The organism is Mesorhizobium sp. M8A.F.Ca.ET.165.01.1.1 (assembly GCF_004792065.1).
GTDB lineage: Bacteria > Pseudomonadota > Alphaproteobacteria > Rhizobiales > Rhizobiaceae > Mesorhizobium.
The window spans coordinates 64,250-78,687 of record NZ_SRTH01000002.1 but is presented as its reverse complement, the minus strand read 5'-3'; the positions used below and the strand labels follow the sequence as shown (position 1 = coordinate 78,687).

14 protein-coding genes are annotated in these 14,438 nt (G+C 62.8%); 8 read left to right on the top strand and 6 right to left on the bottom strand.

The genetic code is table 11. The features are described from left to right. Window positions 1-121: 121 nt before the first annotated feature. Entirely contained in the window at window positions 122-1,009 is an 888-nt protein-coding gene (locus EN808_RS04900; protein WP_127280983.1) for a LysR substrate-binding domain-containing protein, read from the bottom strand. 76 nt (window positions 1,010-1,085) lie between these two features. Between EN808_RS04900 and EN808_RS04895 the strand changes: the two genes are divergently transcribed. The 6 genes from EN808_RS04895 to EN808_RS04865 all read left to right on the top strand — a co-directional run bounded on the left by EN808_RS04895 (window position 1,086) and on the right by EN808_RS04865 (window position 8,750). Next, window positions 1,086-2,687, top strand: a complete 1,602-nt coding sequence (locus EN808_RS04895) for an amidohydrolase (protein WP_189524060.1) — start codon at window positions 1,086-1,088, stop codon at window positions 2,685-2,687. Between the two features lie 23 nt (window positions 2,688-2,710). Beyond that, window positions 2,711-3,643, top strand: coding sequence for a dimethylarginine dimethylaminohydrolase family protein (locus tag EN808_RS04890; RefSeq protein ID WP_135915295.1), 933 nt, complete (start codon window positions 2,711-2,713; stop codon window positions 3,641-3,643). Window positions 3,644-3,867: 224 nt separating this feature from the next. Continuing rightward, window positions 3,868-6,021 carry a penicillin-binding protein 1A gene (locus EN808_RS04885; protein ID WP_135915294.1) on the top strand — a complete coding sequence of 718 codons (2,154 nt, stop codon included), beginning with the start codon at window positions 3,868-3,870 and terminating at the stop codon, window positions 6,019-6,021. 108 nt (window positions 6,022-6,129) lie between these two features. Beyond that, window positions 6,130-6,714 carry a DUF1214 domain-containing protein gene (locus EN808_RS04880; RefSeq protein WP_127871333.1) on the top strand — a complete coding sequence of 195 codons (585 nt, stop codon included), beginning with the start codon at window positions 6,130-6,132 and terminating at the stop codon, window positions 6,712-6,714. Beyond that, entirely contained in the window at window positions 6,707-7,276 is a 570-nt protein-coding gene (locus tag EN808_RS04875) for a DUF1254 domain-containing protein (protein WP_127277827.1), read from the top strand. The genes EN808_RS04880 and EN808_RS04875 overlap by 8 nt, the downstream gene beginning before the upstream one ends. 454 nt (window positions 7,277-7,730) lie before the next feature. After that, the gene (locus tag EN808_RS04865; RefSeq protein ID WP_189524059.1) at window positions 7,731-8,750 is read left to right on the top strand and encodes a hypothetical protein; all 1,020 of its coding nucleotides are present in this window, start codon (window positions 7,731-7,733) and stop codon (window positions 8,748-8,750) included. Here EN808_RS04865 and EN808_RS04860 read toward each other — a convergent pair. From EN808_RS04860 to EN808_RS04850, 3 genes are all read right to left on the bottom strand, one after another. Next, window positions 8,728-9,075, bottom strand: coding sequence for a DUF1491 family protein (locus EN808_RS04860; RefSeq protein WP_127871331.1), 348 nt, complete (start codon window positions 9,073-9,075; stop codon window positions 8,728-8,730). The genes EN808_RS04865 and EN808_RS04860 overlap by 23 nt on opposite strands. A gap of 70 nt (window positions 9,076-9,145) precedes the next feature. Further along, entirely contained in the window at window positions 9,146-9,964 is an 819-nt protein-coding gene (locus EN808_RS04855; RefSeq protein WP_135915291.1) for a peptidoglycan-binding protein, read from the bottom strand. Next, a complete protein-coding gene (locus tag EN808_RS04850) occupies window positions 9,939-11,690 on the bottom strand; it encodes a HAMP domain-containing sensor histidine kinase (protein ID WP_135915290.1) in 1,752 nt (583 codons plus the stop codon). The genes EN808_RS04855 and EN808_RS04850 overlap by 26 nt, the downstream gene beginning before the upstream one ends. Window positions 11,691-12,224: 534 nt before the next feature. On the opposite strand from EN808_RS04850, the gene EN808_RS04845 reads away from it, so the two are divergent. Together EN808_RS04845 and EN808_RS04840 are read left to right on the top strand one after the other, a co-directional pair. Then, complete coding sequence (locus EN808_RS04845; protein WP_127277820.1) at window positions 12,225-12,575, top strand: DUF5330 domain-containing protein; 351 nt, start codon at window positions 12,225-12,227, stop codon at window positions 12,573-12,575. A gap of 100 nt (window positions 12,576-12,675) precedes the next feature. Continuing rightward, window positions 12,676-13,104 carry a SufE family protein gene (locus EN808_RS04840; protein WP_127277819.1) on the top strand — a complete coding sequence of 143 codons (429 nt, stop codon included), beginning with the start codon at window positions 12,676-12,678 and terminating at the stop codon, window positions 13,102-13,104. A gap of 98 nt (window positions 13,105-13,202) precedes the next feature. Here the strand turns inward: EN808_RS04840 and EN808_RS04835 are convergent, their stop codons facing one another. Continuing rightward, a complete protein-coding gene (locus EN808_RS04835; protein WP_027143963.1) occupies window positions 13,203-13,628 on the bottom strand; it encodes a MucR family transcriptional regulator in 426 nt (141 codons plus the stop codon). Between the two features lie 410 nt (window positions 13,629-14,038). Further along, window positions 14,039-14,407, bottom strand: a complete 369-nt coding sequence (locus EN808_RS04830; RefSeq protein WP_135915289.1) for an SH3 domain-containing protein — start codon at window positions 14,405-14,407, stop codon at window positions 14,039-14,041. Window positions 14,408-14,438 lie beyond the last annotated feature (31 nt).

The window sequence follows — 14,438 nt, the reverse complement described above, 5'->3', positions numbered from 1 at the left end:
AGCTCACCGCAACCGAATAGTTTTCGCCTGATCGGCAAATTTGATTCACGGGTGGATGGAAGATGGCGTGGCTGGAACCGCCAATCTCCCCCTCGTGGGGGATCTGCTAGTCTTAATTCGCCTAGAGCCTGTTCTCCGATAGCTTTGCCCTCAACCAATCGCTGAAGGCATTGAGTACCGGATGTCCCGCCTTGGCATGCTCGAAGACCAGGAAATATGAGCGTGGCGAGGGGACCGACGCCTCGAACGGCTTGACCAGGCGGCCTTCGCTCAGCGCCCGGCGGCCTGTCAGTTCGTCGCCCATGGCAATCCCCTGCCCGGCGACTGCCGCCGAAAAGACGAGGTTCATGTCGGAAAAGAAGATGCCGCCCTCGGTGTCGGGATTTTCCACCTTCGACAGTGCCAGCCAGCGGGCCCAGTCCTCGGTGTCGCCGAGATGGAGCAAATTGGCGCGCAGCACGTCGGCGGGCTTGGAAAACCCACCGACCTTGTTGAGCAGCGTCGGGCTGCAGAGCGGCGTGAACGAGACCTCGCAGAGCAGTTCCACCGCGCGGTTCGGCCAGTTGCCAACGCCAAAGGCGATGAAAGCGTCGGCCTCCGCATTGCTGACGTCATCGAGGCGACGAGGCGTCAAGATCGAGAGTGCCACGTCCCGATACATTTGCTGGAACTCGCCGATATGGGAGCAAAGGAACATCGAGGCGAAGCCCGGAGGGCAGGAAATGGCAAACGAACCGCCGACGCCCGCACCGCTGTTTTGCGCTCCCGCGTCGCCGAGCACGGTTAGCGCCTTCCTGACATCGGCCGCATAGCGCTGGCCGCGCGGCGTCAGCGCCACGCCCTTGCCGATGCGTTGCAGGAGATCGAAGCCAAGGTCACGCTCGAGCAACCGCAGTTGGTGCGAGACGGCGCTGCGGGTAAGGTGCAGTTCGTCGGCGGCACGCCAGACGCTGCCATGCCTGGCGAAACTGTCGAGGGCGCGTAGCGCCTGTGTCGAAGGAATTCTCAAGAGGTGAACCGAATTTGCACGAACCGGGAAAACATATCACTTTTTGGCGAGCCGCTTCACTGCTTTCTTCTAGAGCATGGACAAACCGGTGACGACATCGGCGCAAGAGACCGCGCTTGCCTGCCTCGACGGCATCCAGCCCCTGCTGTCGGCCTGGACACGCACCATCTTCGATTTCGGCGAGACCGCATGGCGCGAGTACCAATCGGCCGCCTGGTATGTCGATCGGCTCAAACGCGAGGGATTTTCTGTCGAGGAAGGCTCGGGCGGCATGCCGACCGCCTTCTGCGCCCACTGGACAAACGGCGCCGGACCGACAATCGGCATGTATGCCGAATATGATGCCGTGCCCGGCAATTGCCAGGACGCCGTGACGGTGAGGCAGCCGCGACCTGGCCTTGGCGCCGAGGCCGGCGGCCATACCGACCCGCATTCGGGGCTCGGCATAGCAAGCCTCGGCGGGCTGCTCGCGACCAAGGCCGCGATGCAGCGCCACGACATTCAAGGCACGCTGCGCTTTACCGGCGAGCCGGCCGAAAAGGTGCGCGGTTCGAAGCCGATCCATGCGGCAAAAGGCTATTATGACGGCCTTGCCGGCATGATTTCCTTCCATCCATTTTACATGCTGCCGCTCTGCAACACCGCTCGCTGGGATACGCATTGCGGCGCGGCCTATGCGATGATCTATCGTTTCGTCTGCGACGAACCCGAAAACTGGATTCGCGCAGGCGACGGCGCGCCGATCCCGCAGGCGCATTCGGCGGTCAGGGCACCGGGCGCGAACGATGCGCTGATGACCATGTACATGGCCTCCAAGGCGTTGCGCGATTCCATGCTGCCGCACCAGGGCGGCTGGTCGATCAGCGAGGCGATCCTGACGGCTGGCCAGGCCACGGCCGACAATCTGCCGGCGGGCCTGGCCGAGATCCAGTACATGATCCGTGTGCCGACCATCGGCATGGCCGAGCAGGTGACGGCGGTGCTCGACCGCAACGCCGCGGCCGCGGCCGCGATCAGCGGCTGCCGCTACGAGCGGCACTGGGTGTCGAAGTCGCGGCCGGGGCTGGCCAACCACGCCATGGCCGGGATTACCTACGAAGCCCTGTCGACCGTCGGGCCGCCACGCTGGGACGAGGCCGCCAGAACAGTCGCGCGGGAAATCCAGGTCAATGCCGGCGGCACCGCGACCGAAAACCCCTTTATCGACGAACTGGAGCGGCTGATTTCGCCACAAGAAGCCGAGGCGATCTTGCGCCGCGACCTGCCGCCTTCCCAGGTGAATTCGACCTCCGACGACTACACCGACATGAGCTGGCACGCGCCGACCGCGCGCTTCTATGTCGCCCGCCCAGCGCTGCGCTCGGCAAACGGCCACGCTTTTCCGGCATGGGTGATGAATGCTCTGGGCGGCATTCCCGCGACGATCGATCCGATGGTCATCTGCGCGGCCAAAACGGTCGCGCTGGCGGCGCTGCACCTGCTCGAGGACAAGACCGCCCGCGACGAGGCGATGAATGAGTTCACCACCCGCACCGGCGGCGGCATCGGCGGCTCCAACTGGATCGCGCCGCTCTGCGACTACGAGCCGCCGATCAACTTCCGCTGGCCGGAATATGTCACCACGCCGCGCGGGCGCGACTGGTGGATACCAAACAATGCGCGACCGACCAATTCTTGAGAACAATCCACGAGGAGAACCGCATGACCGTTCATGACCGCATCGTCGCCGAACCGTTTTCGCTGCAACGCCGCAACCCGGTCGGCGGCACCAAGCCACTGACATCATGGGGCTTCGCCAACGAGACCGACGTCTTGACCGACGTGCTGCTCGGATCGCCGAACTTCCTGCGTCACCTCTCGACCAGCTCGCTCTCGCGAAAACATCTGCGCGAGGCGCCCTGCAATGTCCAGATCGCGCAGGCCCAGCACAAGGATCTGGTCGCGGCCTACGAGCATTTCGGCGTCAATATCCATTGGCACGAGCCGACGCCGGAGCTGCCGATGCAGGTCTATTCCCGTGATTCCAGCGTCATGACGCCTTATGGCGCTATTATCACCGCCATGGCCAATTGGTGGCGGCGCGGCGAGAACTATGCCGCCATCCGCACCTATGAAAAGCTCGGCATCCCGATCTACGACATGGTGACGGCTGGCACTTTCGAGGGCGGCGACTTCAACGTCATCGAGGACGGCGTGGTGCTGATCGGCTGCGGCGGCGCCCGCACGCAGGAGGAAGGCGCCCGCCAGGTGCAGGCCTGGTTCGAGAAGGAAGGTTGGGAGACGCGCATCGCCTTCATCGATGAATATTACGTCCACATCGACCTGATGGTTGTGCCGATCGCCGAAAAGCTCACCGCCGTCTGCCTCGCCTGCACCGAAGCCGGCATCGTCGACTGGCTGAAGGGCAAGGGTCACGAGATCATCGACGTGCCCTTCCAGGACACGATGGCGCTCGGCTGCAACTTCATGTCGCTCGGCAAGGACCGGGTGATCGCGCCGACCTCCAGCCAGACGCTGATCGGCCAGCTCAAGGCGCGCGGCTTCGAGGTCGCGGCCGTCGACATGAGCGAAATCTCCAAGACCGGCGGCGGCATCCATTGCATGGCGCAGGCACTGAAGCGCGAGGCGGCCTGATAGCCCTGAAGAGGCAAATTCCCCCTCGCTCGCCAAATCGGGAAGCTGGCTGGCGAGGAGCCGGGCCGCCGGCTAGCCGGCTCTTCCATCGACAAACCTTGCAGCTGTGTCCTCGCCGCCCTTGTGAGTGTCGGCAAAATGGATGAATAGTCGGAACAGGGCACCGCCCTGAAATTGCCCGCTTGCGGTTTTCAGGTCGCGCCAGAGCCGAGCCGGGTTTTAGAATGGTCAACCCTGAACCGCGCAAGAGAAGAGGTCCGATCGCCTCCCGCCTTCTGGCGCTGGACGCGTGGCTCGATTCCTCGCTCTATGAGATCGGGTTCAAGGCGCGCGAGTTCTGGGAGGCCGCGACGATCTTCTCGCGGCGCTTCCGTCTCAAGGGCTGGCGCCGTGGCTTCATCGAACTGTTGAGCGAAGGTTTTACACTCGGCGCCGGCGGCATGGTGGTGATGTTGGCGCTGGCGATACCCGCTTTCCAGGACACCACGGGGGACTGGCGTGCCCAAGGCGACTTCGCGGTCACCTTCCTGGACCGCTACGGCAACGAGATCGGCCAGCGCGGCATCATCCAGCGCGATTCAGTACCGGTCGACGAGATGCCCGACCACGTCATCAAGGCGGTGCTCGCCACCGAGGATCGACGCTTTTTCGACCATTACGGCATCGACGTGCTCGGCCTTTCCAGGGCGATCTTCGAGAATGTGCGGGCAAACTCGGTCGTCCAGGGCGGCTCCAGCATCACCCAGCAGCTGGCCAAGAACCTGTTCCTGACCAATGAGCGCACGTTCGAGCGCAAGATCAAGGAAGCCTTCCTGTCGCTGTGGCTGGAGGCCAATCTGTCGAAGAAGGAAATCCTGCAGCTCTATCTCGACCGCGCCTATATGGGCGGCGGCACGTTCGGCATCGAGGCGGCGGCGGATTTCTATTTCGGCAAGAGCGTCAAGGACCTGAACCTTGCCGAAGCGGCGATGCTCGCCGGCCTGTTCAAGGCCCCGACCAAATACGCGCCGCACATCAACCTGCCGGCGGCGCGCGCGCGCGCCAATGTGGTGCTGTCCAACCTCGTCGATTCCGGCTTCATGACCGAAGGCCAGGTGCTGCAGGCCAGGCTGCATCCGGCCGACGTCGTCGACCGCGGCGAACAGAAGAGTCCCGACTACTATCTCGACTGGGCCTTCGACGAGGTGAAGAAGATCGCCAAGCCCGGCCAGCACTCGCTGGTCGCCCATACCACCTTCGACGCCAACATCCAGAAGGCGGCGGAAGAGTCCGTCGAGTTCCACCTGCGCCAGTTCGGCAAGGAGTACAACGTCACCGAAGGCGCGGTGGTGGTCATCGAGACCAATGGCGCGGTGCGGGCGATCGTCGGCGGCCGCGATTACGGCGCCAGCCAGTTCAACCGTGCCACCAAGGCACTGCGGCAGACCGGCTCGTCGTTCAAGCCCTATGTCTACGCCACGGCGATGGAACACGGCTTCACGCCGAACTCGATCATTTCGGGCGGGCCGATCAGCTGGGGCAACTGGTCACCGCACAATTACAGCGGCGAGTCGGCGGGCAACATCACGCTGATCATGGCGATGGCCAAGTCGATCAACACCGTGCCGGTGCGACTGGCCAAGGACCATCTCGGAATCGCGCCGATCAAGGCATTGGCGGAATCGTTTGGCGTGGAGTCGCCGCTCGAAGGGCACAAGACGATGGTGCTCGGCACCTCGGGCATGACCGTGATGGACCAGGCGACTGGCTACAGCGTCTTTGCCCAGAACGGCTTCGTCGGCTCCAGGCACGGCATCACCCAGCTCGTCACCCGCACCGGCGACGTGGTCTATGACTGGACCAAGGACGCGCCGCCACCGCATCGCGTGCTCTCCGAGCAGGCGCTGAAATCCATGAACACCATGCTGGCGGCCGTGCCAGTGATGGGCACGGCGCGGCGGGCACAAATTCCCAACATCGTCGTCGCCGGCAAGACCGGCACGACACAATCCTACCGCGATGCCTGGTTCGTGGGTTTCACCGGCAACTACACGGCGGCCGTGTGGCTGGGCAATGACGATTTCACCCCGACCAAGAACATGACCGGCGGCTCGCTGCCGGCTATGGTGTGGCAGCGGCTGATGGTCTATGCGCATCAGAACATCGACCTGAAGCCGATCCCCGGTATCGACAAACCCTTCGTCGACGAGGAGGTCGCGGCCAAGGCCGCCGAGGCGCAGAAGAAGAGCGAGGAGCAGGCAGCGGCCGACGCCGCCGCCGAGCGGCCGCCGGTGCTGTCCAGCCGAACCACGCAGACGCTGCGGGACATGAGCCAACTGTTCCAGATGGCGCCCAAACTCGAGGCCCCCACTCCACCCGAGACGCTTTCGGCCCTGTGACATCCGCCCGGTGAGACAAGACCGACAGGCAAAACCATCACGCCGGCTTGCCACAGGGCCCTGCGCCGCGATATCCCCGAACGGCAATCCTCGCGCACCCGGCCCTTAATGCTCAAGAATGCTTTCCTGATGCTGATCTCGCTTGCCATAGCCGTTGGCGGGGGCGGTGCCAGCGTCTGGTATGCGCTGAAGATCCAGGACGGCGTCGGCGCGATCAGGATCGGCCAGTGGACCGCCTTCCCCGACATCGGCACACCGGCCGCGGATCCCTATTCCAAGGCGCGCGTGGCGCGCGAGGGCGTGCTGGCGCTCGGCCGCGCCGAAGGCCTGTCCTTCGTGGCGGAAAATGATGCCGCCGGCGACCAGCTCAAGCGGGAATGCACCTACAGGATCGAGGGTGGATTTCCAACGGCCCGGTTCTGGACGCTTTATGCCGCCGATCAATCGCTCGGCGTCGTCGAGACCGGCAAATCGCGGCTTGCGGCACTTCAGTCCTACGAGGTGCTGCGCCAACCGGACAATTCGGTGATCATTTCCGTCGGCCATCACCCGATGCCGGGCAACTGGCTTCTGACCGACGGTTCGGGAAGGATGTACTTCGTCCTGACCTTCTATGACACGCCAATCGCCAGCAGCACCGGCCTGTCGGACGTTTCGCTGCCCAGGATCGTCAAGGCAGGCTGCGATGCGTAGTTTGCGTGCCGCATTGCGCAGGCTTCTGCATGCCATCCTGCTCGGCCTCGTCGGCGCCGGCATCGTCCACATTATCGTCCTGCTTCTGGTGCCGGAATTTTCGGAACGTGACGCCTGGTCGCGTCTCTCCCTGGCGTCGGATCTCTACAGGATGAATCGGCTCGACGCCGAAGCGGGCGGTGCGCCGGTGGTGAAGTCGGTCGACCCGCTGTTTTATGCCACGGCCTGCCGCTTCGACCTCGAGGAGGGAATGGTGCGGATCAAGGCACCAGGAAACGTCCCCTTCTGGTCGGTGTCGGTCTATGACCGCAGCGGTCACAATGTCTATTCCTTCAACGACCATACGGCGACGGGCGGCAAGCTGGATGCAGTCGTGCTGACGCCGGCGCAGATGATCGACGTGCGCAAGGACCTGCCCGAAGACCTGCAGGGAGCGATTTTTGTCGAGGCGCCCATCGACGAAGGCATCTTCGTCATCCGCAGCTTCGTGCCCGACGAGAGCTGGAAGCCGATCGTGTCGCGCTTTCTCGATCAAAGTTCCTGCGAGCTGCAGGATTTCTAGGCCGCCGACCAGAGGTCCAGAGCTGAAGGGCTGGCGGACCAGGCCACAGCCTTAAGGCTTAGTGATGCGGCACTGGCGTCCGTGGCGATCCCGGCTTGTCCGGGCCTGCGGGCCGCGCTTCGCCGGTGCTGGGCCGCTCATAACGGATGCCGGGAAATATGATCACGGCCGCCGGTATCTCGGTGGTTTGCTTGGCTCGATTGGTCGGTGCCGCACGCGGCACGAAAGACAGTACCATGCCCATGGTTCGCGCATTCCTCTCGGTTTCCCCGGAGCACAACGCAACGCCTCCAAATATCATTAAGGCCGGCAGAGGGTTAACGGACCGCTAACGGATCACCGCTAACTTGATCTTTGTCTTGAGGTCTGGACGTTCCGGCCGGGGCAATCGCGAAACCGACATAGCCCCGGTTGAGCGTGATCAAGGCTGTGTATCTGTTATCGGGTATCCTTCGTGTCATCTTCGGACTTCAGGCAAATCGCGATACGGACCGAATCGGGCAAGGCCGAAAGGCTGTTCCGCGCCGCGGTGTCGGCGTTCTGCTCGCTTACCCGCCCGTCGCGCCGCGAGATCGGCCAGCTCGAAGACCTGACGCTGCCGCTGTTCGACGATGTGTCCGTCGAATCGCGGCGCTACGTGGCAGCCGCCCTGTCCGAATGTGAATATGCTCCCGCGGCACTTGTGCGGCGACTGTGCGAGGAACCGGTCGACATTGCCGCGCCGCTGCTGATCCGCTCACGTGCCGTCAGCGACATCGACCTGATCGCGCTGATCGGCCGGCACGGGCTGCCGCATGCGCGCGCCATCGCGCGCCGCAAGGAGCTGAACCCGACCATCGCCGATCTGATCAGGGCGCTTGAAAGACCGACCTTGGTGCGGGTGCGGGATCCGGAAGCAGCCCCGGCGCAAGGCCTTGCCGTAAAGACGCAAGCGACGGCGGACCGTGCGGAAACCCAGCAGACGCCCGGCGTTGCCGCCGAGAACGCGCGGCGCAGGCTGCGCTCCATGATGCACACCGGCGACGAAGCCTTGGCCGCGAAGGTCGATGCGTTCCCAGGTGCGGATACCTATGTCAAACTGCGCGAGACGGCACTGACGGGAAACGCCGCCTTCTTCCAGACCGCGCTAGCGGACGCCCTCGACATTGATTTCTCGATCGCGCGATCGCTGATCGCCAACCAGAACTATGCGCCACTGCTTGCGGCGCTGCGTTCGCTCGACTTCAGCGAGGACCGGGCATTCCTGGTCACGGTTGCCGTCTATCCCAGCCTGTTCCCGCATCCGCAGGCCATCCGGACCTATCTCGACCGTTACCGCCTGCTGCATCGCGATGCGGCCCTGGAGACGGTGCGGGGATGGAAAGCCGAAACCCTGTCGAAGGCGGCTCGCAACGTTTCGCCGACGAACGGCGACAGCCGCAAGGCCTCCAACGGCGACGAAGCCCCCGGCCTCAGGGCGTCTTCACGGAAATAAGCTCCTCGACGGGAACGCTCCCGGCCTCGATCTCGACCACCCAGATGTCGGGATCGAATTTTTTCTCGCGCTCAAGTCTCGCATCCAGCACGGCGGCATCATCGCCGGTGGCGAGAAGGCTGAAAAAACGGTCCTCGGGCTTGGCCGAATCGTAGCTTGTCTGCGGTGCCGGCCCGTAGAGAGCCGTTTCACCCATCCTGCCCCGCGCCAGGATGAACACAGCCCCGGCCTCGGTCGCACCGCGATTGACCACAGCGGCAAATCCGCCGGCGCCAAAAACCCGGCGCAACAGGGCCGACACCCACAGATCAGCGGTTACACGCATGGAAGACTCCCGACGACATGCGGGCTCTCTATCGAAATTTCCCATGCAGGGCGAGCCGTCGTTTCGGCCGTCAGTTGGTCAGGCCGATCTCGCGCATCTTGACGTAGACGATCTCGTCGGGCTCGCCGGTCTGCGGTAGTCCGAACAGCGACTGGAATTCCTTGATCGCCGCCTTGGTGCGCGCACCGACGACGCCATCCAGTTGCATGTCGTCATTGCCGAAGGCCTTGAGCCCGGCCTGGATCTTGACGATGCGGGGATCGGGTCCTTCGGTGGAGGCCGAGGCGGAACTCGCCTGCCCGGAATTCGTCTGCCCAGAATTCGTCTGCCCAGAATTCGTCTGCAACGACACGGGAACGGCGTCCGACGGCATGGCGGGACGAGGCTGCGGCTTGGGCACGGCGGCGGTCTTCGGCGTTGCCCCCAACTGGTCCAGCAGCAGCGCGTCGATCTCGCCCGAGGCGTTCAGCCCGACCTTCTGCTGATAGGCCTGTATGGCCTTGCGCGTGTTGGGGCCGGAAATGCCGTCGACGGTGCCAGAATAGAAATCGAGATCCTTCAATATGCCCTGCACCTGCTCGACCACCGGATCGCCCTTGATCGGGGCGGGCGCAGCGTTGGGCCGCACGATGTTGATCGTCGTCTCCGGCTCGTCGGCTGCGTGCGGGAAGCCCTGGAAATTGCGTGTGGCGAAAAATGCCCCGGCGTGCGGGAAAGGCTGATACCACAGTGCATTCGCCGAGACGTAGAACAGCGTCACCAGGAATGCGGTCGATCCTCCCACCAGGACGGGATTGCGCGAAATCATGCCGCCGACGGCGATGGCGCCGTCCTGAAAGGCGTTGCTGCGGCGTTTGACCGCCTTAGGCTGTTTTGCGGAGCGAGCCATTTCCGTCCCCTTTCGCCCTCGTCACCGGCATCGTCAGCACTCCGGTTTGGTTGGCGGGGCGTCCCTTCGGCCCGCTGACCGGCAGGCTGATGGTCACCGTGGTGCCCTCGCCCGGCATGCTTTCGATCGACATGGTCCCTTCATGCAAGGCGACCAGCCCCTTCACCAGGGAAAGGCCAAGACCCGTCCCCTCGAAACGGCGGGTATAATCGTTCTGGATCTGCATGAAGGGCTTGCCGAGATTGGCGAAATCCTCCTCGGCGATGCCGATGCCGGTGTCCCTGACCCAGAAATGCAGACGTGAGCCGATCCGCTTGGCGCCGACGACGACGTCGCCGCCGTCGGGCGTGAACTTGATCGCGTTGGAAACGAGGTTGATGAGCATCTGCTGTACGGCGCGGCGATCGGCGTTGATATCGCCTGCGTCAGGGGCGATCTGCGTCCGCAGGTCGATATTCTTGGCCTGTGCCTGCAGCCGCATCATAGACTGGCACATGTCCACGGCTTCCACGAACCGGAACGGCTCCGGTTCGGTGGCGTAGACGCCCGATTCGATCCTCGATACGTCGAGTATGGATGTCACGACTGCCAGCAAATGCTGGCCCGAATCCCGCACGAGGCCGACATACTCCTTCTGGCGCGGGTCCTTGAAGGCGCCGAACATCTCGTGCAGCAGCATATCGGAGAAGCCGATGATGGCGTTCAACGGCGTGCGCAGTTCATGGCTCACCACTGCCAGGAACCTGCCCTTGGCCACTTCGGCGGCCGCCGCCGTCTCATTGGCTTGCGCCAGTTCTTCGCGCAGCCGCGCTGTCTCGTCATTCTCGCGCAGCACAAGCGTGAAGACGTCGCTTTGTTCCTCGCCGCGCACCAGTTCCAGCGCGAATGGCTGATAGTTGTCGGCGACAAAACCATTTCCGTTCTGGGTGCCGTTGCCGCTCTGGGGCAGCCTGATGCGCAATTCGAGGCGGCGCGACAGTGCGCCGTCACGCATGTCGGCCAGGGCGCTGAGATAGGCGACACGGTCAGACAGGTGGACGCGGTCGAAGAGGCCCGTTCCGGACAACAGCTCAGGCGGCAATTTCAGAAGCGTACGCGCCTTGGCGGACGCATCCACGACTTCGCCGTGGCGGGCGATCCGCAAGACCACCGCGTCGATGATGTCTTCCAATCGGTCCCCTGCATCGACCGTATCGGCCGCGCCGGCGGTACCGCGAAAAGCCGATATGCGCGGGATAAGGGTCAGCGCCCAGGCCAATGGCATCAGCCAGTGCCAGGCGGCGATGTGCGCGTCCGCGAAGGGAAGGAAGGCGGCCGACAGAGACTGAAAGGCGATGGCGATGGCGGCCGAGGCGCCCCCCCACAATGCCGCACGCCGCGACGCGCCGATCCACCAGGCTTCGAATGGCAGCGCCAGGGCAAGCATGGCGACAGGTGAACTCAATCCGCCTGCGGCACCGATGAGACCGCCAAGGGCAATCGCCGCCATCGCCAGCGCGATCGGTCCCGCGGCGGCCATCTTGCCGGTCGCGGCCACCAGCAGGGCGACGAACCAGCACAGACCGAAGGCGGCGAAAATGGCGGCCATGGTCACGGCGGCCCCCATGCCCGATGTAACCAGCGTGACCGCGGCACCCGCTGCAAAGAACGGCGCGGCCAGCATCACGCCTATGAAACGGCGCTGGCGCTCGCGGTCGCTGCGCCCGAGAACGCTGGGATGAACCATGCGTTCACAACCGGCCGCCATTGCGCCAGGCAATTCAGCGTATCTGGCCTCGATCGGCATCAACTCAACGCACTCGCACTCGTCGGGAACAGCTCTGCTTTTGCAGATTGTCTTGATTGGCTTTGAAACTCGCATCCAGCGTTTAAGGAATGGATAAGGCAGGGCCGACCAAGGCCGGCCCTGCGGGAAATATCGGGATGACGGCCGCCGAAAACCCGGGCAAATGCAGCCATAGTAAACGGAGGGTTATTCGCGAACACCCGCCATCACCGGCCGAGCGGCAGGAACGGGATCGCCTTGATTTTCGAAAAATGTCATATAAACAAATAGATAGATGGTTATCGGATGGTAACGAGAATCGTCCCGATATGAAACAAATCGACAGCAAAAACGCTTCGTTTCGAATTTGCCTAAAATTTGAGGAAAATTCTCGGCGATCGTGCAAGCCGTCTTTCGTCCCTGTGTGCCAATATCCTGCCCATAAAAGAGGTCATGCCATATGATGCATGATCCGGTCACGACGAGAGGCAAGGCATGTTCTTCCTGATAAGAATGGCTTTCTGGTTTTCACTTGTGCTGCTGGCGCTGCCGCTGGGCGTCGGGTCCGATGAAACGGGCCAGGAAAGCGTCGGGCCGATCCAGGCCCTGTTCGCGGCGCGCGACGCCGTCGGCGACATCGCCGGAATCTGCGAACGCAAGCCCGATGTCTGCGAAACCGGCAAGTCGGCGATGCACACCATCACCGCACGCGCCAAGGAGACCGCCAAGATCGCGGCCGCCATGCTGGACGACAAGTCCGCCGGCCCCGACACCTCGACAATGACGGGCAGCGTGCCGGACGAAATCGTCCTGCCCCAGACGGTCAACCTGCCGATAAAGAATTAAGCCGTCTCGACGGCGCACCGCGGATCGTTTGCCCTCTCGACGCCCGCGGTGTCCTTGTTTTTTCCGTGACGCGGCGCCGCCGCGTGACTATATCCGGGTCATGACGACCACGATCCAGACGATCCGCGACGACTTCTCGTTCCTCGAGGAATGGGAGGACCGCTATCGTTACGTCATCGAGCTCGGCGAAGCGCTGCCTCCCTTCCCCGATGCGGAGCGCAACGCCGCCAACAAGGTGCCGGGTTGCGTCAGCCAGGTCTGGCTGACCACCGAACGGGGTTCGGGTGCCGATCCCGTCATCACCTTCACGGGCGATTCGGACGCCCATATCGTGCGCGGACTGGTCGCGATCATGTTGGCGCTGTTTTCCGGAAAGACAGCCAGCGAAATCCAGAAAACCGACGCTGAAGCAACGCTGAAGGCACTCGGCCTCGACGAGCACCTGTCCCCCCAGCGCGCCAACGGCCTTCGCTCGATGGTCAAGCGCATCAAGCGCGACGCCGAGATGGCGCTCGCGCAGACTGCCTGACAGGCTTCTTCACACCTTTCCTGGAATTGCTCTGGCCCTCAAAATCAAACGGCGCCCGAAGGCGCCGTCCGATTTCAGGTCCAATCCGGCAGTATCGGCTACCGCGCCTTGCGCTTGCGGCCGAGGCCCATCTTCTTGGCAAGCTGCGAGCGGGCCGCCGCGTAGTTCGGGGCAACCATCGGATAGCTTGGGTCCAGGTTCCACTTTTCGCGATACTGATCGGGCGTCAGATCGTAGTGGGTCATCAGGTGACGCTTGAGCGACTTGAACTTCTTGCCGTCTTCAAGACAGACAATGTAGTCGTCGTGAACCGAGCGCTTCGGGTTGACAGCCGGCTTCTGCTTGTCCGCAGGCGGCTGTTCGACGGTACCGCCCACACGCCCAAGAGCGGCGTGGACATCGGATATCAGGTTCGGCAGTTCGCCGACCGGCACGGGATTGTTGCTGACATAGGCAGCCACCACATCGGCGGTGAGCTCGATCAGCGCATCATTGTTTCTGGAAGGTGTTTCGACAATATCCATGGTCTTCAGGCCCCAACAAGAGTTACGTCGGTCTGCGCCCTTTTTTACAAGCAGGGCATTGCACGAATTTTTTGCAGATAGAGCATCCGCGATTCGTGTCACGGGGACATCAATGCGACCACACGTCAAGTAAGTCAATTCGCTCTTTGCATTATATTTAGGAATGTTGATCAACTATTCCGGGATCAGCTTCAATCTTTCGTGCACCATGTAATTTTTCGATATTTCGGTCGCCAAACGGACAAAGGCTGACGTTGGGTCAGCTAATCGTTACATTCGCGATAACTCACAAAACAAGCTTCAATGCTCCGGTTTGCTTGACGAGCACACCGGCAAGCTTGGTTGTTCACACCTGTCCACAAAACCACAGGTTGCCAAACCATTCCCCGGTCAAGCAGGCCACTCCCGGATCAAAACGGCACGATGTATCCGCCATAGGCCCAGCCGGTGACGAAGACGCCGTTCTTGGCGGGGTCATGCCAGACTTCGCACCAGCGATAGCGAACCGTCTGCTGCTGTTTCCATGCCGCCTGGCCGGCAATATCGAGCAGATCCATGCCGCCAGTGCATCGTCCGGTCATCTGCAGGACGGTCCCGTTCGGGTATGCGGCCTGCTTCTGGGAGATGCCCGACGGATATTTGCGCACATTGAGCGTATCGCCGAACGACACATTGGCCACTTGCCAAGCTGCGAATACGGTCGCATGAGACTGGCCGGCAAAGATCAGAGTCAACGAAGAGACGGCGAAGACCGCGGCAATACGAGACCGAATAGTCATCTTCTCTCCTCCCGACCATCTCAGGGCCCGA

Coding starts and splice junctions, on each gene's coding strand:
- EN808_RS04895 (WP_189524060.1), top strand. CDS start 1,086: ATGGACAAACCGGTGACGACATCGGCGCAAGAGACCGCGCTTGCCTGC.
- EN808_RS04890 (WP_135915295.1), top strand. CDS start 2,711: ATGACCGTTCATGACCGCATCGTCGCCGAACCGTTTTCGCTGCAACGC.
- EN808_RS04885 (WP_135915294.1), top strand. CDS start 3,868: ATGGTCAACCCTGAACCGCGCAAGAGAAGAGGTCCGATCGCCTCCCGC.
- EN808_RS04880 (WP_127871333.1), top strand. CDS start 6,130: ATGCTCAAGAATGCTTTCCTGATGCTGATCTCGCTTGCCATAGCCGTT.
- EN808_RS04875 (WP_127277827.1), top strand. CDS start 6,707: ATGCGTAGTTTGCGTGCCGCATTGCGCAGGCTTCTGCATGCCATCCTG.
- EN808_RS04860 (WP_127871331.1), bottom strand. CDS start 9,075: ATGCGTGTAACCGCTGATCTGTGGGTGTCGGCCCTGTTGCGCCGGGTT.
- EN808_RS04855 (WP_135915291.1), bottom strand. CDS start 9,964: ATGGCTCGCTCCGCAAAACAGCCTAAGGCGGTCAAACGCCGCAGCAAC.
- EN808_RS04850 (WP_135915290.1), bottom strand. CDS start 11,690: ATGGTTCATCCCAGCGTTCTCGGGCGCAGCGACCGCGAGCGCCAGCGC.
- EN808_RS04845 (WP_127277820.1), top strand. CDS start 12,225: ATGTTCTTCCTGATAAGAATGGCTTTCTGGTTTTCACTTGTGCTGCTG.
- EN808_RS04840 (WP_127277819.1), top strand. CDS start 12,676: ATGACGACCACGATCCAGACGATCCGCGACGACTTCTCGTTCCTCGAG.
- EN808_RS04835 (WP_027143963.1), bottom strand. CDS start 13,628: ATGGATATTGTCGAAACACCTTCCAGAAACAATGATGCGCTGATCGAG.
- EN808_RS04830 (WP_135915289.1), bottom strand. CDS start 14,407: ATGACTATTCGGTCTCGTATTGCCGCGGTCTTCGCCGTCTCTTCGTTG.